At 64.3% G+C, this 22089-nt stretch carries 20 protein-coding genes, 2 tRNA genes and 2 rRNA genes; 4 read left to right on the top strand and 20 right to left on the bottom strand.

Translation table 11 applies throughout. The features are described from left to right. Nucleotides 1-96 precede the first annotated feature (96 nt). Entirely contained in the window at nucleotides 97-1758 is a 1662-nt protein-coding gene (ilvD, locus tag NE547_RS12465) for a dihydroxy-acid dehydratase (RefSeq protein ID WP_186907760.1), read from the top strand. A 322-nt stretch (nucleotides 1759-2080) separates the two neighbouring features. Here the strand turns inward: ilvD and NE547_RS12460 are convergent, their stop codons facing one another. The 8 genes from NE547_RS12460 to NE547_RS12425 form a co-directional block, all read right to left on the bottom strand. Next, nucleotides 2081-2968: a hypothetical protein gene (locus NE547_RS12460; RefSeq protein ID WP_186907761.1), complete on the bottom strand. Its 888-nt coding sequence runs from the start codon at nucleotides 2966-2968 to the stop codon at nucleotides 2081-2083. Between the two features lie 158 nt (nucleotides 2969-3126). After that, nucleotides 3127-4002: a DUF975 family protein gene (locus tag NE547_RS12455; RefSeq protein WP_256176077.1), complete on the bottom strand. Its 876-nt coding sequence runs from the start codon at nucleotides 4000-4002 to the stop codon at nucleotides 3127-3129. A 107-nt stretch (nucleotides 4003-4109) separates the two neighbouring features. Further along, complete coding sequence (locus NE547_RS12450) at nucleotides 4110-5915, bottom strand: HAMP domain-containing sensor histidine kinase (protein ID WP_256176076.1); 1806 nt, start codon at nucleotides 5913-5915, stop codon at nucleotides 4110-4112. Further along, nucleotides 5912-6592 (bottom strand): response regulator transcription factor, encoded by a 681-nt coding sequence (locus tag NE547_RS12445; RefSeq protein ID WP_256176075.1) that lies wholly within the window; start codon nucleotides 6590-6592, stop codon nucleotides 5912-5914. The genes NE547_RS12450 and NE547_RS12445 overlap by 4 nt, the downstream gene beginning before the upstream one ends. Nucleotides 6593-6698: 106 nt before the next feature. Next, on the bottom strand, nucleotides 6699-7766 hold the full coding sequence (locus NE547_RS12440; protein WP_256176074.1) for a TPM domain-containing protein: 1068 nt from the start codon (nucleotides 7764-7766) through the stop codon (nucleotides 6699-6701). A 9-nt stretch (nucleotides 7767-7775) separates the two neighbouring features. Then, nucleotides 7776-8339, bottom strand: a complete 564-nt coding sequence (locus NE547_RS12435; protein ID WP_256176073.1) for a hypothetical protein — start codon at nucleotides 8337-8339, stop codon at nucleotides 7776-7778. Nucleotides 8340-8432: 93 nt separating this feature from the next. Next, entirely contained in the window at nucleotides 8433-9635 is a 1203-nt protein-coding gene (locus tag NE547_RS12430) for a toxic anion resistance protein (RefSeq protein ID WP_256176072.1), read from the bottom strand. Nucleotides 9636-9679: 44 nt separating this feature from the next. Then, nucleotides 9680-10339, bottom strand: coding sequence for a 5-bromo-4-chloroindolyl phosphate hydrolysis family protein (locus NE547_RS12425; RefSeq protein WP_256176071.1), 660 nt, complete (start codon nucleotides 10337-10339; stop codon nucleotides 9680-9682). 144 nt (nucleotides 10340-10483) lie between these two features. On the opposite strand from NE547_RS12425, the gene ilvA reads away from it, so the two are divergent. From ilvA to recR, 3 genes are all read left to right on the top strand, one after another. Beyond that, nucleotides 10484-11704: a threonine ammonia-lyase gene (gene ilvA, locus NE547_RS12420; protein ID WP_186907769.1), complete on the top strand. Its 1221-nt coding sequence runs from the start codon at nucleotides 10484-10486 to the stop codon at nucleotides 11702-11704. 350 nt (nucleotides 11705-12054) lie between these two features. Beyond that, nucleotides 12055-12702, top strand: a complete 648-nt coding sequence (gene rpe, locus NE547_RS12415; protein ID WP_186907770.1) for a ribulose-phosphate 3-epimerase — start codon at nucleotides 12055-12057, stop codon at nucleotides 12700-12702. Nucleotides 12703-12704: 2 nt separating this feature from the next. Continuing rightward, nucleotides 12705-13307: a recombination mediator RecR gene (recR, locus tag NE547_RS12410; protein ID WP_186907771.1), complete on the top strand. Its 603-nt coding sequence runs from the start codon at nucleotides 12705-12707 to the stop codon at nucleotides 13305-13307. A gap of 34 nt (nucleotides 13308-13341) precedes the next feature. On the opposite strand, the gene NE547_RS12405 is transcribed toward recR, so the two are convergent. From NE547_RS12405 to NE547_RS12345, 12 genes are all read right to left on the bottom strand, one after another. Beyond that, complete coding sequence (locus tag NE547_RS12405; RefSeq protein WP_186907772.1) at nucleotides 13342-14340, bottom strand: asparaginase; 999 nt, start codon at nucleotides 14338-14340, stop codon at nucleotides 13342-13344. Nucleotide 14341: 1 nt separating this feature from the next. Beyond that, complete coding sequence (locus tag NE547_RS12400) at nucleotides 14342-14938, bottom strand: NAD(P)H-dependent oxidoreductase (RefSeq protein ID WP_256176070.1); 597 nt, start codon at nucleotides 14936-14938, stop codon at nucleotides 14342-14344. Nucleotides 14939-14940: 2 nt separating this feature from the next. Beyond that, complete coding sequence (locus tag NE547_RS18420; protein ID WP_305148516.1) at nucleotides 14941-16038, bottom strand: DUF2812 domain-containing protein; 1098 nt, start codon at nucleotides 16036-16038, stop codon at nucleotides 14941-14943. Next, nucleotides 16035-17207, bottom strand: a complete 1173-nt coding sequence (locus NE547_RS12385; protein ID WP_256176069.1) for a DUF2812 domain-containing protein — start codon at nucleotides 17205-17207, stop codon at nucleotides 16035-16037. The genes NE547_RS18420 and NE547_RS12385 overlap by 4 nt, the downstream gene beginning before the upstream one ends. Beyond that, nucleotides 17204-17524 carry a PadR family transcriptional regulator gene (locus NE547_RS12380; protein ID WP_186907776.1) on the bottom strand — a complete coding sequence of 107 codons (321 nt, stop codon included), beginning with the start codon at nucleotides 17522-17524 and terminating at the stop codon, nucleotides 17204-17206. The genes NE547_RS12385 and NE547_RS12380 overlap by 4 nt, the downstream gene beginning before the upstream one ends. 480 nt (nucleotides 17525-18004) lie before the next feature. Then, nucleotides 18005-18718 (bottom strand): GNAT family N-acetyltransferase, encoded by a 714-nt coding sequence (locus tag NE547_RS12375; protein ID WP_256176068.1) that lies wholly within the window; start codon nucleotides 18716-18718, stop codon nucleotides 18005-18007. Between the two features lie 80 nt (nucleotides 18719-18798). Beyond that, nucleotides 18799-20484: an ammonium transporter gene (locus NE547_RS12370; RefSeq protein WP_186907778.1), complete on the bottom strand. Its 1686-nt coding sequence runs from the start codon at nucleotides 20482-20484 to the stop codon at nucleotides 18799-18801. A gap of 301 nt (nucleotides 20485-20785) precedes the next feature. After that, nucleotides 20786-21466: a DNA/RNA nuclease SfsA gene (sfsA, locus tag NE547_RS12365; RefSeq protein WP_256176067.1), complete on the bottom strand. Its 681-nt coding sequence runs from the start codon at nucleotides 21464-21466 to the stop codon at nucleotides 20786-20788. A 54-nt stretch (nucleotides 21467-21520) separates the two neighbouring features. Next, a 5S ribosomal RNA gene (rrf, locus tag NE547_RS12360) occupies nucleotides 21521-21636 on the bottom strand. 85 nt (nucleotides 21637-21721) lie between these two features. Further along, a tRNA-Lys gene (locus tag NE547_RS12355) sits at nucleotides 21722-21797 on the bottom strand. Between the two features lie 18 nt (nucleotides 21798-21815). Then, a tRNA-Glu gene (locus NE547_RS12350) sits at nucleotides 21816-21890 on the bottom strand. A 91-nt stretch (nucleotides 21891-21981) separates the two neighbouring features. After that, nucleotides 21982-22089 (bottom strand): 23S ribosomal RNA (locus NE547_RS12345); the annotation flags it as partial.

The following is a 22089-nucleotide window of genomic DNA, read 5'->3' as shown; positions in this document are numbered from 1 at the left end:
TCCAGGTCAGTTCTTGACAGTGCTGCTTCTATCCTATAGTATAAAGTCAGACAATGCAAGTGTCATCATACATCTTTTTACATAAGGAGGTCTCCCATGCGCAGCGACAATGTAAAGAAGGGCGTCCCCGCCGCCCCCAACCGCTCCCTGTTCTATGCCCTGGGCTACACCAAGGAGGAACTGGAGCGTCCCCTCATCGGCGTGGTCTGTTCCTACAATGAGATCGTCCCCGGCCATATGAACCTGGACAAGATCGCCGAGGCCGTGAAGGCCGGCGTCCGCGCCGCGGGCGGCACCCCCGTCGAGTTCCCCGCCATCGCCGTGTGCGACGGCATTGCCATGGGACATGTGGGCATGAAATATTCCCTGGTCACCCGGGACCTCATTGCCGACTCCACCGAGGCCATGGCCATGGCCCATCAGTTCGACGGTCTGGTCATGATCCCCAACTGCGACAAGAACGTGCCCGGCCTGCTGATGGCCGCCGCCCGGGTCAACATCCCCACCATCTTCTGTTCCGGCGGCCCCATGCTGGCCGGTCACCTGACCGACGGCCGGCGCACCTGCCTGAGCCATATGTTCGAGGCGGTGGGCTCCTACTACGCCGGCAAGCTGGATGAGGCCGGTGTGGAGGAGTATGAGCGCAATGCCTGCCCCACCTGCGGCTCCTGCTCCGGCATGTATACCGCCAATTCCATGAATTGTCTGACCGAGGCCATCGGCATGGCCCTCAAGGGCAACGGCACCATCCCTGCCGTCTACTCCGCCCGCCTGCGTCTGGCCAAGCATACCGGCATGCAGATCATGGAACTGGTCAAGCGGGACATCAAGCCCCGCGACATCATGACCGAGGCCGCTTTCCACAACGCCGACACGGTGGACATGGCCTTGGGCTGCTCCACCAACACCATGCTCCACCTGCCCGCCATCGCCCATGAATGCGGCATCGAACTCTCGCTGGACATGTCCAACGAGATCTCCTCCCGCACGCCCAACCTGTGCCATCTGGCCCCCGCCGGCGAGACCTACATGGAGGACCTGGACCGGGCGGGCGGCGTCCACGCCGTCATGGCGGAGCTGAAGCAAAAGGGCCTTCTGGACACCGGCGTGCTGACCGTTACGGGCAAAACGCTGGAGGAAAACCTGGAGGGCGTGGTCAACCGGGACCCGGAGCTGATCCGGCCCATCGACCGCCCCTACTCCGCCGACGGCGGCATCGCCGTGCTCAAGGGCAACCTGGCTCCCGAGGGCTGCGTGGTCAAGCGCTCCGCCGTCGCCCCGGAGATGATGTCCCACACCGGCCCGGCCCGCGTGTTCGACAGCGAGGACGACGCCATCCAGGCCATCTACGACGGCAAGATCGTCCCGGGCGACGTGGTCATCATCCGCTATGAGGGCCCCAAGGGCGGCCCCGGCATGCGCGAGATGCTCAACCCCACCTCCGCCATCGTGGGTATGGGCCTTGGCTCCTCTGTCGCCCTCATCACCGACGGCCGCTTCTCCGGCGCCACCCGCGGCGCGGCCATCGGCCATGTCTCCCCCGAAGCCGCCCTGGGCGGCCCCATCGCCTTTGTGGAGGAGGGGGATCTGGTCTGCATCGACATTCCCTCCTGTAAGATCGAGGTCCGGGTGGACGAGGCCGTTCTGGCCGCGCGCAAGGCCGCCTGGACCTGCCCCGAGCCCCGGATCAAGACCGGCTATCTGGCCCGCTACGCCAAACAGGTCTCCTCCGCCGCCCGCGGCGCGGTGCTGGAATAAGCGGCCCGCGCGTGCATGTTCGCGGGCTGAGCCGTGTTTTTTCTGAGACGCATGTCCTCAAAAAAATACGGATCTCCATTCCCTTCGCCGCTGCGGCGGCGAACCTCCTGCGCAGGGCGTTCTCCTTTGCAGGAACCCTTTGTTTTCCTGCATCGGCTCAAGGTTTTCCGACAGGCCGGGGGCGTCTTGCAAAACCGGATTCCCAAACATCAATCCCAAACAAAAGTTGCATAGGATCGCCATTGCGATCCTATGCAACTTTTTTAAGGGGCATATTGCCGGCTCGGGCCTGAAAGCTGCATGGTTGCAGCCATCCCCATTTTTACGATTGCTCTTTGCGCTCCATGCGGCGGCGCAGGCGCTGGAGCGCCTGATGGTGCTGGATGGAGCGCATCTTTGGGAACGCCCGCATCAGGCGGCGCTGGCCGAAGGCATGCCCATCCAGCGCATGCTCCAGCTTCTCCCCCAGCTCCGCCAGCTCCTGCTGCCGCTGCCGCCTGCGCCGTAAGCGCTCCTGGCTTCGTTCTTCCTTCCGTTCCGCCGCATCGACCCGCAGCTGCTTGGTCTGCTCGTCCAGCTCCTCTTTCCAGGCCGTCCCCTTCTCCGCCGCCTCCAGCACCTTGTCCGCCAGATTTTCGCCCAGCTCGTCGGACAGCTCCCGGATCCGCCCGGCCAATGCGTCGATCTGCTTCAGCTGGCGGTTGAGCCTGGCGATGGAGCTGCCTGTGGCCGCCAGATCCACCGCTATGACCGCTCCGAAGCAGGCCAGCAGGACCACGCCCAGCGTATGGGGCAGCAGGCGCACCAGCAGCATCACCGTCGGATGGAGCAGATCCACCACAAACAGCCCGATCAGCCCCCAGGCGATGGAAAAACGCAGGCAGATATAGCCGCCCAGATTGAAGGGCTCGTCGGAGTAATCCCACCAGCGCTGATGGAAGAGCTTCTCCAGCACAAATCCGGCCGCCAGCTCCAACAGGGAGGTCAGCAGCACCGACCCCAGAAAGAGCAGCAGCAGGTTCTGCTTGAGCGGCTCCAGGCAGAGGAAAATAATGGCCGCGCCGAAGCCGTAAATGGGACACACCGGCCCGTTGAGGAATCCCCGGTTGACGAATTTCCCCGTCACCAGAGCCGCATAGCTCACCTCGGTACACCAGCCCAGCAGCGCATAAACAAAGAAAATCCATAAAAGCTCATATCCGCTGTACATGCGTTCTCCTCCCTCCCCGGGAAACCCGGCGTCTTCCCGTCAAGCCACAAAAAAGGCCCACCACAGCAGGGTGGGCCTTTTTCGATCCCGATCCGCGCTCCCCCGCGCTTTCAAGCCTTCTTCCGCGCGGAGCCGCGGTAAGCGCCAGCTGCCGGAGCTTAAAAGGGCTGCCCCGGGTCATTCGTGGGGCCGCCGTAGTTGGGTCCGTACCCGCCGGATTGCGGCCCGCCCTCCGCCGTCTGAGGGCCAAACGCGCCGTGGACCACGTAATCGTAGAAATTGGCTTCAGCGGCCCCCATATAGGGGTTGAGCCACAACCCCAAAATGCCTAATGTAAAGGGCGTCAGCAGAATCCACCCAAGGAAGGACAGATCCAGCACGAACAAAGAGCCCTTCCAGCCGCGCATGGCCTGCTTGCTGCGGGAAATCGCCTCCAGGCTCCCCATATCCGGGTCGTCCAGCAGCAAATAATAGGCCAGGCGGTAACGGTAACTCACCGCGATGCCGAAGCCAACGCCCGCGATGCAAAGCACCACCGCCAAGGCGATGAGCACGCCGCTGTCCAGCACCGCGGCCAGGATCATGACGGCCAGATAGGGGATCATGGCCAGCAGGGTCCATAATCCGGTAAACACGCTGATCAGGATGGCGCAGATCAGCACACGGCCGATCCGTGCGAAACCGTCCATCAGGTTGCGGTAGCCCGGCTGCTCACCGCGGGCCAGGCGCAGGCTGTAAGAGGTGTACCCGAAGCCCATGACGCAGGTATACAGAGAGATCAGGAGCTCCAGCACTGCGTAAAGGGCAACCCGGCCCGGGAGGAACACATAGTGAAAAATCGTCTCCGGGTCATAGATGCCGTCCAGCAGATACATGTAGGCGATCTGAAAGGGGTTGTTCACAAAGTACATGATGGCGCTGGCCAGCACACTGGTCAGCAGCACATAGACCAGCGTCACCAGCATGGGGTGAGGATAGGCGCCCCGCATGGCGTTTCTGGCTTGAAATTTGGCTTCCGGTCGGTTGAATCCCATTCCAAGATCCCTCGCAATCTCTGTTTGAACGCTCCTGCCAGGACCGCGCAGCGGCCTGCGGCGCCGGTCAATCGGCACAAGAGCCGCTATGCGGGTATTGTACCATACTACCGCTCCGATTGCAAGGCGGGCAGCCGCACCTGGAACCGGACGCCGCCGGGGATATTCTCCGCCGTACAGCTTCCCCCATGGGCCAACACGGCGGCGCGGACGATGGCCAGCCCCAGCCCGGCCCCGCCGCGGGCCCGGCTGCGGGAACGGTCTCCCTTGAAAAAGGGCTCCCACAGGCGGGGCAGGTCCTGTTCCGGGACCGGCTCCCCGTCGTTCTCCACCGTAAGCACCGCCTGCCCCCGGACCCGTTCGGTCTGCACCCGTACCGCGCCCCCGGCGGGACAATGGCGCAGGGCGTTGGAGGTCAGGTTGGAGAGGACCCGTTCCAGCCGGGCCCGGTCGCCGGACACCAATGCCGGATGCAGGTCGGGCTCCAGGCGCACACCTTTGGCTCGTGCGCCTGGAGCCAGCCGGGACAGGGTCTCTTCCGCCAGCTCCGCCAGTTCCACCGGCAGGACCTCCAAACCCCCCGCACCCGCCTCCAGCCGGGACAGGTCCAGCATCTCCCCCACCAGCGCGCCCATTCGGTCGCTCTCATCCAGGATAATATCCAGATACTGCGCCCGCTTTTCCGGGGCGATGTCCTCCCGCAGGGCCTCCGCATGGGAGCGGAGCACGGCCAACGGGGTCTTCAGCTCATGGGCGGCCGCCCGGGCGAAGTCCCGCTCGCGGGTCAGCTGCGCCTCCCGTCTGGCCTGGTCGGAATGGAACGCCGCCGCCAGGGCGTTCAGCTCCCGGATGGGGCCGTTTTCCGGACAGGACGCTCCTTCGGCCACCCGGGCGCACAGCTGCTCCACCGGCTCGGTCACCTGCCTGGACAGGCGCGCGGACAAAACCAGCAGGACGATCAGTGTCAACAGACCCGTGCTGAGGTACAGCCCCGCCTCCTGCTTCAGCGCGGCGGGCAGCACGTCGCACTGAACGGCCAGATACTGCAGCACCGTGTTGCCGCCCATTGTGCTCCCCAGGGCAAACCCCCCGTCCTTCCAAACGGAGCGCTCCGCCCCGGCGATCTCCCGGTCCAGGATGGCCTGGGCCTCCCGGAAGGAGGCCAGCCGCCGTTCCATATTGACGGGGCCGTCCTTCCCATTGCTGCTCCAGGACGGCAGCAGCACGCTGCGCACCTGCAGGTAGGCGAAGTCCCAGGTTTCGCCCGCCCCCTCCAGGGCGGTCTCCACCATGGTGTCCGCCGTGCCGTCGGGATGGATGATCTCAATCTTCTGCACGGCGATGGCGTGGCCCGGCCGTTCCAGCCCGGTGATCCGGGCAAAGGAGCCGTCCCCGCTCCAGGCGCCCTCCCGGTCGTCCGGCGGGTAGATGCCGTACTCCCACCCCGACCGGTGGGCCAGGATCCAGCGGGCCAGCTCCAGCTGGCCCCGGTCGTCCAGCCCCTCGTCCAGGGAGATGTACCACCGCTGGCCGATGTCCACGCCCTCCCGGTGGCCCCAGCCCCAGGCCAGCTGGCTGCGGACATATCCCGCCTCCGTCCGGGCCGTCAGGGCCATCCCTCCGTCCATTTCGCTGACCTGCCCCAGCGAGAGGGAGCTGAGGTTGTTCCGCAGGATGTTCGCCGCCTCGTCCCCCAGTCCGTTGGCGAGGTTGTTCTCATAGAATTCGCAGTGCTCCTCCAGACTCGTCTGGGCGGAACGGGCCGCGGCTTTGGCGCTGCTCTCCAGCTCCCGGCAGGTATTGTGCGTCAGCAGGGCCATGGTGCCCAGCCAAAGCAGGGCAAACGTCCCGCCCAGGGGCCGCAGCAGCTTCCAGCGCAGCCTCCGGGGCCCCGCGCTCCAAAAACGCCTCATCCCTCGCACGCCTCCTCCAGCTGATACCCCGCCTTGAACACGGTTTTGATCTGCTTTCCGGCGCTCCCCAGGGCCGCGCGCAGGCTCTTGATGCGCACGTCCACCGCCCGCTCGTCTCCGTCAAAGTCGAGGCCCCAAACCTTATCCAGCAGCTGGGCACGGCTGAGGACTCTTCCCGAATTGTGCAGCAGGCACAGGAGCAATTCATATTCCCGCGGGGATAATTTGATCGTTTGATCACCGACTGTACAGACGCGGCGGCCCGGATCCACGGAAATGGCTCCGCAGCGCAGCCGTCCGTCCGCGCTTTGACCGCGGCTCCGGCGGATCAGCGCCTCCGTTTTGGCCAGCAGCACCGCCAGAGAAAAGGGCTTGGTCACATAGTCGTCCGCGCCCAGGGCATAGCCCCGGAGCACGTCCTCCTCCCCGCCCAGCGCGGTGAGGAACAGGATGGGTACTCCGCTGCCACACCGCACCGCCCGGCAGACGGCAAAGCCGTCCAGCTCCGGCATCAGCACATCCAGCAGCAGCGCGTCGTAATCATGGTCCCGCAGCAGGTCCAGGCACTCGGCGCCGTTTCGGGCCAGGTCGCACGCCCAGCCATGGGCGGCGAGATAGTCCCGCACGATATCCCGCATCCGTGCCTCGTCCTCCGCCAGAAGTACTTGATAACCCATGCGCTCCGCTCCTTTCCCGGATATCTTACCTCAATCTTATGTCGGTTCTGTGTCGTACCGCCGCACGAAAAATTCCCCGGAGCCGGGCTCCGGGGAATTTTTGTCGTTATCTGCGGCCTGCGCCGCCGCCGCGGGAGGCGCCGCCCCCGAAGCCGCCCCGGGAGCCGCCCCCGAAGCCGCCCCCGAAGCCGCCGCCGAACCCGCCGCGCCCGCCGAAGGACCCGCCGGAGAATCCGCCGCCAAAGGAGGAGCCGCCCGGCCTGCGGCCTGCGCCGCCGCCGCGGGAGCCGCCGCCCCCGAAGCCGCCCGAAAACGTGCCGCCCCGGGGCGGGCGGGGTCCTCCGCCGAAGCCGCCCGGCCGGCCGGGACCGCCAAACCCGCCGGGGCCGCGGGGCGGCCGGGGCGGGCGCGGGCGGTGCGGGCGCCCAAAGAGAAAGGGCCGGTAGATGTAGGGCGGGGGCGGCATGCCCGGCATCAGATAACGTCTGCGGTAACGCCGGTAGCGCATGCCGTCACACACACAGACCACAACGATCAGCAGCACCACCACAACGACGGCCAGCAGCGCCCCGATGGAGCCCACGACGGTGGTCACCGCGCCTGGGCCGGCCGGTTCCGGATAATAATCGAATTCGTTCCCCGCACCGCCGCTCTCCTGGCCCTGACCGGCGCTCAGGCCGCCGTAATAACTGTCGTACCAGTCGTAGAACGCGTCAAAGACCTTCCGTACCCCGGCATCATAGTCCCCCGCGGCAAAGTCGCTCTCCAGGTAGTTCCAGAGATAATCGTCCAGTTTGGACGCGGTGAGGGCATTCTGGATGCCGCTGCCCTGCAGGGCATAGTAGTTTTCCTCCCCGATGGCCAGCAGAAGGAGCAGCCCGTTGTCGGCGTCCGCGTCCCCGATGCCCCAGTCGTTGAAGATCTCATAGGCGTAATCGTCGATCTCCATGCCGTCCAGGAAGTCCACCGTGACCACCACGATCGCTCCGCCGGTGGCCGCGGTCAGCGTCTCGTTCTGGGTCATGATGTAATCCTCCGTGGCATCGCTCAGCACGCCGGCATAATCCCCCACGTAGGTGTTTTCGGGCGCCTGCACCAATGCCAGCGCCGGGGCCGTCAGCAGCGCCATGCACAGCAGGGCGCAGAGCAGCGCGGATAAGTTCGTTTTTCTCATCGCTCTCTCCTAATCATTCACATCAGCCACCAAAGCCAGTTCCTTGACCGCTCCCAGATTTCGCAGCAGCACCGCGGGAAAGCGCCCCAGCACCTTGCGGTTGAAGCGGTCGGCCGCTTTACTGTATTCATCCCGGCTCATGCGGTCGGCTGCCCCGGACAGCTCCGCCTCAAACCCGTACAGGTACTGGGCGTCCTTTTCCGACACGCCCGCCGCCCGCAGCTGCGCGATGACCTGGGCGCATACCGCACCCAGGTTCACGTCGGCTTCCGGAAAGGCGCCCTTGTCCGGGTCGGCGTTGCCCTGCGCCCAGGCGATGGCCCCTTCCAGGTCGGAAATTCCGTCGGTCTCCGGGTACCGCCGGGCCACCGTCAGCAGATTTTGCGCCGTGCCGATACGGTCCTGCAGGTCGGAGGCCACCGAACCGCCGTCCCCCTGCCCGCCCTGGGCGAAGAGCTCCAGCACCTGGGCGCGCTGGGCGTTCACGGAACGCAGGCATCCCAGGGGGGCGGACAATACGATGACCGCCGCCAGCACCACCATGGCCCCGGTATAGGATTTCAGAAACTTCATAGGCTCACCTTGCTTTGCAGAATTCCGCCCGCGTCTCCGCGCCAAAGGCCCGGGCGCTGCCCAAACGGCGCCGTGACCGCTTTTTTGACCCGTCTACCCCCGAAGCTCCAGCAGCTTCTGCTTCAGCTCGCCCTCGATACGGCCCAATTCGACCTCGGCCTCCCGGCGCTTTTGGGCGCCGTCCTGCTGGATCTTCATGACCTCGTCCAGCGTGGAGATGAGCTGCTGGTTGGTGTGCTGAAGGGTCTGGATATCCACCACGCTGCGCTCGGCCTCCTTGGCGGTCTCGATGGTGCCCATCTTGAGCATGTCGGCGTTCTTCTGCAGCAGCTCGTTGGTCATGTTGGTCACCGCGCTCTGGGCGGCGGTGGCCTGGCGGGAGTGCTCCAGGCCCAGGGAGAGCACCATTTGGCTCTTCCACAGGGGGATGGTATTCACCAGGGAGGACTGGATCTTTTCCAGCATGAGACTGTCGTTGTTCTGGATCAGGCGGGTCTGAGGCCCCATCTGGATGGAGATCATGCGGGTCAGCTCCAGATCATGGATCTTCTTCTCAAAGCGGGAGCACATGTTCGCCAGGTCGTTGTAGGCCTGGGCATCCTCCTGGGCGCCGGTCTCGGCGGCCTTTCTGCGCAGCTGCTCCAACTCGTTCTCCCGCACCTGGGCAAGGCGCTTCTTACCCGCCAGGATATACATGGTCAATTCCTTATAATACTTGGTGTTCAGGTCATACATCTGGTCCAGCATGGCAATGTCCTTCATCAGGGTCACCTGATGGTTCTCCAGCACCTGGACGATCTTGTCCACATTGGCCTCCGCCTTGGTGTAGGCCACTTTCATGGCCTCCAGCTCGTTGCGTTTCTTTTTGAAGAAGCCGAAGACGCCCTTCTCCTCCTCCTTGCCGAAGCCCTTGAGCTCCACCACCAGGGAAGACAGCGCCTGGCCCACCTCACCCAGATCCTTGGTGCGCACGGAATTGAGCGTATTTTCCGAAAAGCCCGCGATATTCTTCTGGGCCGCCGCGCCGTACTGGAGCACCACGCTGGAATCGGTGATGTCGATCTTCTGCGCAAAGTCGTTGACCATTTTGCGCTCGGCCTCAGTGAGCTGGCTCTCGTCCAGCTGCACCGCCTTGGCGTCCCGCGCCTTCTGGGCGGCCGCCTCGTCCACCGCCACAGTGGGGTCCAGGGTCAGGCCGGGGGTCTCCGGCGCCTTGGGGGCCTCGGCGGCGGCAGCGGCGGTATTCAAATCGGGGGAAAGGGTCAGTTCAGGGGTAAAATCGGTATGATCCGTCATGGTCTTCATCCTCCATTGTTGTCATCAAGTCGTTGTTTCACCGTTCAGCGGCCCAGCTGCGTCCCGCCCAGGCCCTCCTGGGAGAGCATCTGCTCCATCACGGTAATATCGGTGGAAATATCCAGCGCCTCGTCGGCGAACAGGGCGTCCAGCTGCTTGTCGTAGGCCAGCACCACCGTGTCCAGCATCGCTTCGATCTTACCCATGGTGCCGTCGATGTTGGCCCCCGCCACCCCCGCGTCGTCCATGCGGTCATACGCGTTGAGCAGCTTGAGGGTGGTGGGCAGGTAATAATTGAGGAAGCGCCGGATCTGGGGCAGCTTTTTGGGGTTTTCCGCCACATGGGCGAAGATCTTCTGGGTCACCCGCTCCATATGGTCGATCTGCCGGGAGATCTTTGCATCCTCAATGCTGTCGTTGAGCCGGCGCATCTCGGAGACGGCCCTGTCCCGCTCGGCCATGAGGGCGTCCATCTCCGGGTTTCCGGTCGTCACCGGCTCGCTGGGCGCCTCCGGCTCCGGGTCGGGCAGCACCAGCACCCGGTCGCGGAACAGGCGCCGCGCCGCCCAAAACACCGCGATGGAGAGCCCCGCCAAAAGGAGGAAGTGCCACAGGGCATACATCGGGCCCAGAAGCGCCCACACGATCCACAACGCCGCCGTCAGGTACAGCGGGACGGGGGATTTTTTCACGATCTTCGCCATCGGCACAGCCTCCATCCACGGGGCAGCGCCCCAGTTGGTTTTATTGTACCCCCTGCCCGGCGGGAGTGTCAAGAACACGTTGACTTTGCCGGGAAAACTCATTAGAATATTACTACTTATAGATTGGAAGGAAGTCTGCCCGCTATGCTCACTCTGAAAGAGTTCAAGGAAGCCCGCGCCGTGCTGTCCGGGGTCATTCTGAACACCTCCCTGGTCTACAGCAAGGCCTTCTCCAGGGCCACCGGGAACCAGGTATACATCAAGCCGGAAAACATGCAGGTCACCGGGGCCTATAAGATTCGGGGCGCCTACTACAAGATCAGCACCTTGTCCGAGGAAGAGAAGGCCCGCGGGCTGGTGACCGCCTCGGCGGGCAACCACGCCCAGGGCGTGGCCTACGCCGCCCAGGCCGCCGGAGTGGAGGCCACCATCGTCATGCCCACCACCACGCCGCTGGTCAAGGTCAACAACACCAAGGATTACGGGGCCAAGGTCATCCTGCAGGGGGAAACCTTCGACGACGCCGCGGCCCTGGCCGCCCAGCTTTCCCAGGAACAGGGCCTGACCTACGTACACCCCTTCAACGACCCCGCCGTCGCCACCGGCCAGGGCACGATCTCTTACGAGATCTTCCAGGACCTGCCCGACGTGGACGTGATCCTGGTGCCCATCGGCGGGGGCGGACTGGCCACCGGCGTGTCCACTCTGGCCAAGCTGCTCAACCCCAACGTGACCGTCATCGGCGTGGAGCCCACCGGCGCGGCCTCCATGAAAGCCAGTCTGGAGGCCGGACATGTGCTCACCCTGCCCCGGATCGAAACCATCGCCGACGGCGTGGCGGTCAAAACCCCCGGCGACCAGATTTTCCCCTATATCCAAAAAAATATCGACGATGTGATCACCATCGACGACGACGAGCTGGTGGACGCTTTTCTGGATATGATGGAAAAGCACAAGATGATCGTGGAAAACGCCGGATTGCTGCCCATCGCCGCCCTGAACCACCTGGACTGCAAGGGCAAGAACGTGGTGCCGGTCCTCTCCGGCGGCAACATGGACGTGATCACCGTGGCCAGCTTGGTGCAGCACGGGCTCATCAACCGCGGGCGGGTGTTCACCTTCTCGGTGCAGCTGCCCGACCGCCCCGGCGAGCTGCTGCGGGTGGCCTCCATCGTGGCCCGGGAAAACGGCAATATCATCAAGCTGGAGCACAACCAGTTCGTCAATATCAACCGCCAGAGCGGCGTGGAGCTGCGGGTGACGCTGGAGGCCTTCGGCCACACCCACAAGCGGGCGATCCTGGACGCCCTGTGCAAAGAGGGTTACCAGGCCCGGGAATGCCACACCAACGATTTCTACCATTAGTCCAGGGGGGACGGCCCGTCCCAACCGGCTGCAGACCGCCCGCGCGCAGCGGGGCGCAGCCTTCTCAGGAAAGCGGCTTCCGCCTGGGGCATCGTCTCAGTCCAGGGGGGACACGGTCCCCCCTGGACATCTATATGATGCGGCGCGCTGTTCCGGGGCCCATGCCGCCGGGCCGGGTCTTGTGGGAGCCGGCGCGCAGGCGCCTGGGGAGGACCGGCAGCCGTCCCGGGGCGTCATCCGCTTGCCGTATCCTATGTCGCACCCCGCATCCCGGTGCCCCGCCCTTCTTCCGGCGGTATGGCCCATTTTAGCAGAACTTTCTGAAAAACCGACCAAGGAGTGGTGAAAAAATGATTAAAATCTCTCCCTCCATCCTCTCCGCTGATTTTGTGAATCTGGAGCGGGATATCGCCCGGGTGTCCAGCGCCGACATGCTCCACGTGGACGTGATGGACGGCTGCTTCGTACCCAACCTCACCATCGGCGTGCCGGTGGTGCAGTCCATCCGCAAATGCACCGACCTGTTTCTGGACGTGCACCTGATGATCGACAAGCCGGTGCGCTATGTGGAGGCTTTCGCCCAGGCCGGGGCCGACCTGCTCTCGGTCCATCTGGAGGCCGACCACCCCACCCGCATTCGGGAGGCCCTGCGCCAGATGGACCGGTGCGGGGTGAAGAAAGCGGTGGCCCTGCGGCCCATCACGAAGGCCGAAGCGGTCCTCCCCTATCTGGAGGAATTGGACCTGGTGCTGGTGATGACGGTGGAACCCGGCTTCGGCGGACAGGCCTTTTTGGAGGAACAGCTGGAAACCGTCTCCCAGGTACGCGCGCTCATCGACCGCTATCACCCCGCCTGCCGCCTGGAGGTGGACGGCGGGGTCAACGCCAAAACCGCCCCCCGTGTGGTGGCCGCCGGGGCGGATACTCTGGTGGCCGGCTCCGCGGTCTACGGCGCGGCGGACCCGGCCGCCGCCATCGCCGCCTTGCGGGGGGAATAAGCATGGAATACTTTCCTCCTGCTCTGGAGCGTCTGGTGGAGCAGTTTGCCCGCCTGCCCGGCATTGGCCGGAAGAGCGCCCAGCGGCTGGCCCTTTTCGTGCTCTCCCTGCCCGATGAGGACGCCGCCGGCTTTGCCGACGCCATCCGGCAGGCCAAGTCCGCCATCCACTGCTGTCCGGTGTGTCAGAACTTTGCCGAAGGCGACGGGCCCTGTCCCATCTGCGCCAGCGCCAAGCGGGATCAAAGCACCATCTGTGTGGTGGCCGATCCCAAGGACGTGATCGCCATGGAACGCTCCCGGGAGTATTCCGGCGCCTATCACGTGCTCCACGGGGTCATCTCCCCCATGAACCATGTGGGCCCGGACGACCTGCGCGTCAAGGAGCTGCTCGCGCGGGTCGGCGCCGGGGACGTGCGGGAGGTCATTATGGCCACCAACCCGGATACGGAGGGGGAGGCTACCGCCATGTACCTCTCCCGGCTGCTCAAGCCCTTCCAGGTGAAGGTGACCCGTCTGGCCTACGGTATCCCCGTGGGCAGTCACCTGGAGTATGCCGACGACGCTACCCTTATGCGCGCCCTGGAGGGCCGCCGCGAAATGTAAAGAAAGCCCCCGGCCGCAGGGCCGGGGGCTTTTGCTACAGCGTGACCTCGCCCGCCAGGCTGCGGTCAAAGCAATCCCGGATCTCCGCCGCCTCCGCCGTCTGCCCCAGGGCCCACATGAGCTTGGTCACCGCCGCCTCGGTGGTCATGTCCCGGCCGGGGATGACCCCCTGGGCCAGGGCCCGCTGACCCACCTCGTAGAGGGAAAAATCACTGGGCTCATAAAGGCACTGGCTGCACACCACCACCGTGATGCCTGCCAGCGCCGCCGCGTGGAGCTTGGCGATCAGATCCCGGCGCACAAAATGCAGCCCGCCCGCGCCGAACGCCTCGATCACGATGCCGCGGTAATGCATCTGCAGCAGCATATCGAAGATCTCCGGGTCCAGGCCTGGGGTTAGCTTGATCAGGAAGACCTTGTCGCAGAGCCTGTCCCGCAGCGCACACGACCCTGCGGGGACGGGAAGGGCCTGGCGATGGATCCGCAAACCCTTCCCATCCACCGTCGCCGCCAGCGGGGCGTTGACGCTCTCAAAGGCGTCGAAGTCGGTCGTTCGGGTCTTCACCGCCCGGCAGCCCAGGATCACCTTCCGGTCAAAGGCCAGGAATACCCCCGCCGTGCCCGAGGCCGCCATGGCCAGCGCCGTGCGCAGGTTGTCCAGCCCATCGGTAAGGGGGTGGGTCATGGGCAGCTGGGCGCCGGTGAGCACCACGGGCACCCCGATCCCCTGCAGCATAAAGGAGAGCACAGAAGCCGTGTAGGCCATTGTGTCCGTACCATGCGTAATCACAATGCCATCATATTGCGTTCTGTTTTCATAGACATGCCGTGCAATGGTCTGCCACTCCTCCGGCTGGATGTTGGAGGAATCCAGATGCAGGATGTCCCGAACGGTGATTGCGTAGTGCTCCAGCACCCCCTGGGGGAGCAGCCCCGCCAGGGCCGTGCCGTTCAGGCCGGGAGAGAGCCCCCGGTCCGTGGGCAGGGAGGCGATGGTGCCGCCGGTAGTCAGCAGCAGGATACGCTTCTTCATCTCAAAACACCTCCGCCAGGGCGTCCGCCCTGCGCTCCGCCGCGGCCAGGAGGGCCGCCCGGTCCTGACGCACGTCGTCCAGTCCCTCGGCGTCCAGGCACTGGAACTCCGGGATGCCGTACATGACGCACAGGGCCTTCATGGTGGGGGTGGCCATCTCCAGGGGCGTGCCGGCATAACGACCGCCCCGGGTGGTGATCAGCAGCAGCTTGGAGGCCCGGCACAGGCCCTTCATCGCCCCCCGCTCGTCATAGCCGAAGGTGATATCGGCGACCGAGATCCGTTCCAGGTAAATCTTCAGGATGGCCGGAAAGGACAGGTCCCAGAACGGGGCGGCGACCACGATCCGATCCGCCGCGGCAAACTGCCGGGCGGGTTCGAACATGGGCTGGTCCAACCGTCCGGCGTTCCACAGCGCATCCCGCTCGTCCAAGATCTCCGGGTACTGAGGCTGTAATCTTTCATCGCACAAATTACGTTCCGTAATCGCATTGTCCGGGTGTTTGGCCTGATACGCCTCCAAAAAGCGCCGGGCCAGCTTTCGGGTGCGGGACCGCTCCCCCCGCACACAGGCATTGATAAACAGCAGATTTTCCATTGTTAAGCTCCCTCCGAAGCAAAGGCTTCCCGTAATTGCGCCAGAACATTCTCATCGGTGAAATCCGTCCCCGCGGCCTCGGCCCGCACCACCCGGCGGCCCGAACGGAAAATGAGCCCGGCGCGGCCGCCTGCGTCGTAGCGCCACGCCGCGTCAAAGCCCAGGTCGGCGCTCTGCGGCGTCACAGGGGCATGGAAGTGGAGATCCAGCTTGCGCTCATCCGCTTCGTCCGCCACCAGGTCGGCGCAGATGGCCTCCGCCAGCCAAGCATACCGGCAGTCGTAGTCGTCCAGGTAGAGCCAGTCCTCTTCTCCAAAGCGCCGGTACTCCGTGTGACGCACGAAGCCGGACCCCGACTCATAGCGCATCAGCCCGCCTAATTCGCCGCTGCGCGTCTCTTCGCCGGCGCCCAGCAGCGCCGTCAACAGCAGAAGCGCCAGCAGCAGGGCCTGCACCACGCCCCAGCAGCCCCGCAGCCGGGCCCGCCGGCGCGAAGGCACCGGGAAGGGCCACCCCGCCTCCGCCGCCCGCCGGCACTGCCTGCGGTAGCGCAGCACGTGTCCGCCCCGGAGCACCCCCATCAGCACCCAAAGGCACCAGATCCCCATCAGCATCATGGCGCTGCCGCTCAGCAGCATCTCCCACGGGTGAAAGCCCTTCCATACAAAGTTTACCAGGAAATAGGCGCCCCAGAAAAGGGCCAGATAGAGCAGGTTGAAGCCCCGCTCCCACAGGGCCTTTTTCCATACGCTCTCCCACTCCAGGCCCCCGTCGGTCTGAATGGGAGCGGGGACGCGTTCCCCCGCCGCCCGGAAGTACCACAGGCCGCCCGCCTCCTCCAGCAGCTCCCAGCCGGCCTCGCCGCACAGCTGCATGAAGTCCGCCCGGCGCTCTTCCTCCTTCCGCCGGATGCTGTTCCAGCGCACCGGCTCCACCCAGCAGCGGCGGGGGGCGGCGGAGCGGCGGAACCGGGCGAAAAAGAGCCCCAGCTCCTCCAGTTCCCAGCCCTCCGACGCCCGTTCCTCCAGCTCCTCCTGGGCGGCCTTCGCGTCCTCCTGCGCATAGTGGAACCAGCGCAGACAGGCATCTTTTTCCTTCATGCGGCCTTCCCCTCCAATTGCAGTCTTGTCCACAGCTTCTCCAGCGTGTCGGCCTCGGTCAGTTCGGCAGGCGCTTCCAGGACCGCCACCGTGATCCCCTGCCGCAGCAGAAGGCAGGAGCCGTCCGGGCCGTCTCCCGTCCACGCTTGGTCAAACCCCAGCGCCGCCTCCGTCAGCTCCAGGGCCCCGTGCCGTTCCAGCAGACGGCGGGGGCGGCCCTCCCGTTCCTCCCGGTACAGCGCCCCCGCCAGCAGGCGTGCGATGCGTACGCTGCGGCAGCGGTACACCTCGCACCTCACCTGACCGGTCAGGGCTCCGTCCTTCCGCAGCACTTCGCAGGTCCGCCGCCAGGACACCAGCAAAGAGGCGCCCTCCTGAACCGAAAGGCTGCTGGTCCGGCCGTCCCGGATCTTCAGGTCCTCGGCCAGTACCACCGGCTCCCGGCGAAGCTCCTCCCGGTCCGCACGCTCCACCGGAAGGGAATTTCCGCCGATCCAGGCCAGAGCGCTCCCGAAGCAGGTGAGCCATACCAGGAGCATGAGCGCGTAATCCAGCAGGACGCGGGCGCGGACCGGCCGCTGAGGGCGGACGGGCAGGCCGTCCCCCTTCGCCACAGACCGGCGGCAGCGGATGTAAACGCGGATATGGGACAGCGCGGCGGCGGCCAGCAGGCCCACGTCCACCGCCGCAAAAGCCAGGCCGCACAGCATCCGGTCGGAGGTCAGCAGGACGCTCCAGCGCATGCCGCCCGTCCCCCAGAGCACGCAGCCCAGCAGGGCGAGCAGGCTCAGGATGAGCAGGGCGGACGCCGTCCACCTCCGCCTTACCCGGCGGAACAGGCCGTCCGGTTCCAGGGCCGTATCACTCGGAAACGGCAGGGGAAACACCCCCGGCGGGGATACAAAGAGGTCCATGCCCCGCACCCCGGCCACCCAATCCCAGCCCGTGCCGGCACAGAGCCGGCAGGAATCCGCTTCTTCGCCCTGAACGTGTCCCTGCGGCGCCACACAGCAGAGGATCACACTCGTTTCGTCCCGCTCAAACCGGGCCAGCAGGCCGAAATACAGCTTCTTCAGCCGCCAGCCCTGCGCGGCCTTCCGGTCCAGCCATTGCTGGGCCGCCGTATAGTCCAGGGCATCGTAGGCAAACAGGCCCCATGCTCCGCTCACGGCGCTTCCTCCTTCATCACCCGTTCCATATCCGATGCCTGGCGGCAGATGCGCTCGTACTCCGCAAAAAGAGCCCGCTCGCCCTCCGGCGTCAGGCGGTAATACTTCCGCTTTTCTTCCGTGCGCGTCCGGCGGATCAGTCCGTCTCCTTCAAAACGCTCCAGCAGGGCGTACAGGGTCCCCGCGCCCACGCTGACCCGCCCTCCGGTCAGCCCCGAAATGTCCTGCATCACCCCGTAACCATGGCGCTCCGCGCGCAGAGAGAGCAGGACATAATACATCTGCTCGGTCAGCGTCTCCAGCTTCTTGCGCGCCATCTCCCGCCCTCCTTATATCGAATATCGACATAGTGATTGTAAAACGAAACGCGCCTGCTGTCAACGCTCTTGACGGAACTTTTTTCGAACATACGCCGCGCGGCACGAATGATCAATTGCCATCCGCTTCCCGAAATTCCAGGGCGGAGGCGGCGCGCGGGCCGCGCATGGCCGCAAGGCTGCAGGAAAAAGCCGGCGTCCTGTTCCAGAAACAAGCGGCGCTGCTTCCGCCGCGCCGCTTGAGGCTGTCGCAAAAGGCTCCGGGGCCTTCGGAGACAAACGGATGCGGGACGGACCGGGTTCTATTTCTTGCGAAAAAGGCGCTCTGCCCGTCCTGAGAAGGGGCCTTTCCGGCGCGCCCCCCCAGGGGCCCCGCTTTTGCCCCTGCGGGTAAACCCTGCCCGGCGCCCCTGCGGATGGTGTGGGCGACAAGCGGACGGCGGCGCGCCCCAAAGGCCGCGCCGCTTTGTCCGTGCACGCTTATTCGATGCGCAGATCGCTCTCCGACACTACCTGGAACCATCGGGAGAGAACGCTCTCCCGCCCGAATCCCAGAGAGCGATACAGGGCGCAGGCGTTCCGGTTGGAGGTCGCCACGCGGAGCCAGCATTCCGTATGGCCCTGCCGCGCCAGCATCCCCATCAGCTCCAGCAGGAGCTCACGTCCCAGTCCCCGGCCCTGGAAGTCCCTGCGCAGGGCCACCCCCTCGATCTCCGGCTGCTCTTCCGCAAAGCCAAGCTCATAGACCCCGACCGGCACCTCATCCAGCAGGACGAACCCGGCGCTGCACGCTTCGCCGAGCACACGTTCCAGGTCGTTCCCATCATAGGTGGCGGAATTCGGCACATTGAAAAAGCCCTCGTTATAGAGCGCCAGCCAGGTCCCGCCCTTTTCCCGTACCAGCGGCTCCAGGCGCAACCGCCCCGGCCGCGGCGGTTCCTCCGTCAGCGTCCGGCTCATACGGAGCATATCGTGCTCATAGATCAGCTGGTAACCCCGCTTCTCCCCCGCCTCCAGAGGCGCTTCCGGATCCGTGGACGCGGCATAGAGCAGGCTGGCCCCCTGACTCAGCGCCTGAGCGGCTCCCCGTCGCAGCGCGGCGTCCAGGCCCTCCGGCGGGCAGCGGCGAACGATGATATAGGCCTTCCCCTTTGCGGGAATTTCTTTGGTGATGATCTCCAGCTCCGGCTGCATGGCGTCGCCCTCCTGCTCCTGTTTTTCCCACTATAGCACAGTACCCCGGGCGTTTGCAAGCCCGGGGTACTGTGCTTCGTTTATTCCTCACCCTGCAGGGCGTCGTATCCCTCTTCACCGGTGCGGACCTTGATCACATTCTCCACATCGTAAACAAAGATCTTTCCGTCGCCGATCCTTCCGGTATACAGCGCCTGCCTGGCGGCGTTCACCACCTGCTCCACCGGCACCTTGGAGACGACGATCTCCACCTGTACCTTGGGCAGCAGGTTGATCGCCAGCGGGACCCCGCGGTAATATTCGGTCTTCCCCTTTTGTATCCCGCAGCCCAGGACCTGGCTGACCGTCATGCCGGTGACGCCGATCCCGTTCAGGGCGGTCTTGAGCTCCTCAAACTTGGCCTGGTTGCAGAGGATGGTCACGTTGGAAAGCTTGCGGCCGCCGGCCGCGCCCCTGGTAATGGTATGCACCGGCACCGCCTCCGCCATAGCGGCCTCTTGCGCCGCCGCAGCCGGGGCGGGCGCAGGCTCGGGGAAGGCGTTGGCGGCGGGGAGCGCGGTGATACTGGTGTTGGGAGAGAAGTCTGCATAAGCGGAGGGCAGGCCGTGCTCGGTAGCATCCAGCCCGGCGACCTCTTCCTCAGGCGTGACCCTCAGTCCGTTGGTATGCTTGATGACCTGAAACACGATCGTCATGACCACGCCGGTATAGGCCGCGACCGCCACGACCCCCAGGCACTGTACGCCGAGCTGGCGCAGGCCGCCCCCGTAGAGCAGGCCGCCTTCGGTGGCCAGCAGGCCGGTCAGGAGCGTACCGGCCATACCGCAGCTGCCATGGACCGCCACAGCGCCCACGGGGTCATCGATGTGGAGCTTCATATCCAGCAATTCCACCACGACTACCACCAGCACGCCGGTGACCACGCCCACCACGAGGGAGCCCACGGCATCCAGATCAGCGCAGCCGGCGGTGATGCCCACCAGCCCCGCCAAAGGCGCGTTCAGGCACATACCCACGTCCGGCTTCCCGTTTTTGATCCAGGTAAAGAGCATGCACACCACGGTAGCCACCGCCGGGGCGATGGTGGTGTTGCCCAGGATCTGCGCCAGCTGGGCGGGATCGGAGGCTGCGGCGCCGTTGAAGCCATACCAGCAGAACCAGAGGATAAACGTCCCCAGCGCCGCGATCGGGATATTATGTCCAAGAATCGCACGGGAGTTGCCGTCCTTTCCGTACTTGCCGATCCGGGGTCCCAGCAGAATCGCACCGATCAGGCCGGAGATGCCGCCCACCATATGGATCACGCAGGAACCGGCAAAATCGATGAAGCCCAGCTGGGCCAGCCAGCCCTGCCCGTTCCAGACCCAGCCCGCCTCAATGGGATAGACCACGGCGGAGATCACAGCGGAGTAAATGCAGTAGCTGGAGAATTTGGTGCGCTCCGCCATGGCGCCGGATACGATGGTTGCGGCAGTGGCGCAGAACACAAGCTGGAAGAAAAAGTTCGACCAATCAAATGTGTAAAAGCCGGTAAACAGCTGATATTCCGGCAGCCCGATGAGACCGAAAAAGTAGCTTTCGCTGTTCATGATACCGTAGCCCAGCAGCATGAACACGACCGTTCCGATACAAAAGTCCATCAGGTTTTTCATAATGATATTGCCGGCATTCTTGGCGCGCGTGAGTCCGGATTCCACCATAGCAAAGCCTGCCTGCATAAAGAAGACCAAAATCGCGCCAACCAGATACCAGATCGACATGTCCATAAAACGTTCCTCCTCAACAAGAAAGACGCCCGCCCTGCCGGATCAACAGGGCGCGCGTCTTTGCGCAGATGTTCTCTTTTCCCTTCCGGGCGTCTGGAGACGAGGGCCACTTCCGCCTCCAAAAAGCAGAGCGGCGCTGCGGAGGACCCTTCCTCCGCAGCGCCTTTGCTTACTGGGGAAGTCTATCAGATTTCATGCCCGTTGTCAACGCTCCTCTTGCATCTTCAGCTTAACCGCAGAATTTTAAGCTATTTTTTACAGCTTTTATGCATTTTCTATCCAAAGGTCATTCATTTTTAGTTCAAAGGAGAACCGGAACCGCCCCGGCAACTGTCAGCGTATCCGGCATCACCCGGCATTCCCGGGCCAGCACCCCCACCCCGGCCGCGGCCGCCCGGCGCAGCGCTTCGCCAAATGCAGGATGCGTTGCATCGTTGGGCGCAAAGTCCTTCATGCCCGTCATCTGGATCACAAAGCACACATAGGCCTCGTAGCCCTCCGCCATACAGGCTGTCAGCTCCTCCAGGTGCTTGACGCCCCGCTCTGTAGGCGCATCGGGGAAGCGCGCATGGCCCTCCTGCTCCAGGGTGACGCCCTTTACTTCTATAAAGCCGCGCCGTGTCCCGGCCTCAAAATAAAAATCAAAGCGCGAGGCCCCCCACCGGGTCTCCGGCCGCAGCAGGGTCAGCCCGGGCGTGAAGCCGCCCTGCTCCGCCCACTCCCGGAAGACCTGGTTGGGAGCCTGGGCGTCCATATTGACGAGCAGGCGTCCTTTCTCCACTGCGATCAGATCATAGCGCGTTTTCCGAGCCGGGCTGCCGCACTCCTGGAGGTAAACCGCAGCCCCAGGCACCAACAGTTCCCGGCAGCGGCCCGTATTCTTCACATGGCAGACGACCGGTGCCCCATCCAACGCGACATGGGCGATAAAGCGGTTGGGCCGATCCAGAAAAACGCCCGGCAAAATTCCTTCATAGTGCATATGGTTTCCTCCCCATGCAGCAAAAAACGGACTTCCAAAGAAGTCCGTTTTTTGTGTCGGCATTACCTATTTTTCCAGCCCGTCTCCAGGCGAGTATCTTCGGCGCAGGCGAGCTTAACTTCCGTGTTCGGGATGGGAACGGGTGGACCCTCGCCGCAATCAATACCGACTGCATTTATTTCAACCGGAAATCCGGTTAAAATCCATTCAATTTTTAGGGTTCCCTATGGAGCGCCGCAAGCGCTCCATAGGGAATGGTGCGCCTTCAGGGATTCGAACCCGGGACCCACTGATTAAGAGTCAGTTGCTCTACCAACTGAGCTAAAGGCGCATACGCACGTAGAAATGATGGTGACCCGTGCGGGAATCGAACCCACGTTTGCGGCGTGAGAGGCCGCCGTCTTAGCCGCTTGACCAACGGGCCTTATGTGCGCGTCGCATAGGTGCCAGCACCCTCAAAACCGAACAATGTAGAATGGAAGCGGAGAGACAAGCCACCTGCATATCATCATGTTAAGGTCAAGCCCTCGGCTTATTAGTACCGGTCAGCTGCACGCCTTACAGCGCTTCCACCTCCGGCCTATCAACGACATAGTCTACGTCGAGCCTTACTCCATATAGGA

Origin of the sequence: Flavonifractor sp. DFI.6.63, from assembly GCF_024462255.1 — a bacterium.
In the GTDB taxonomy this organism is placed as follows: Bacteria; Bacillota; Clostridia; order Oscillospirales; family Oscillospiraceae; genus Lawsonibacter_A; species Lawsonibacter_A hominis.
Note: the sequence above shows the minus strand (reverse complement) of the source record. Positions and strands in the feature narration are given on the sequence as shown.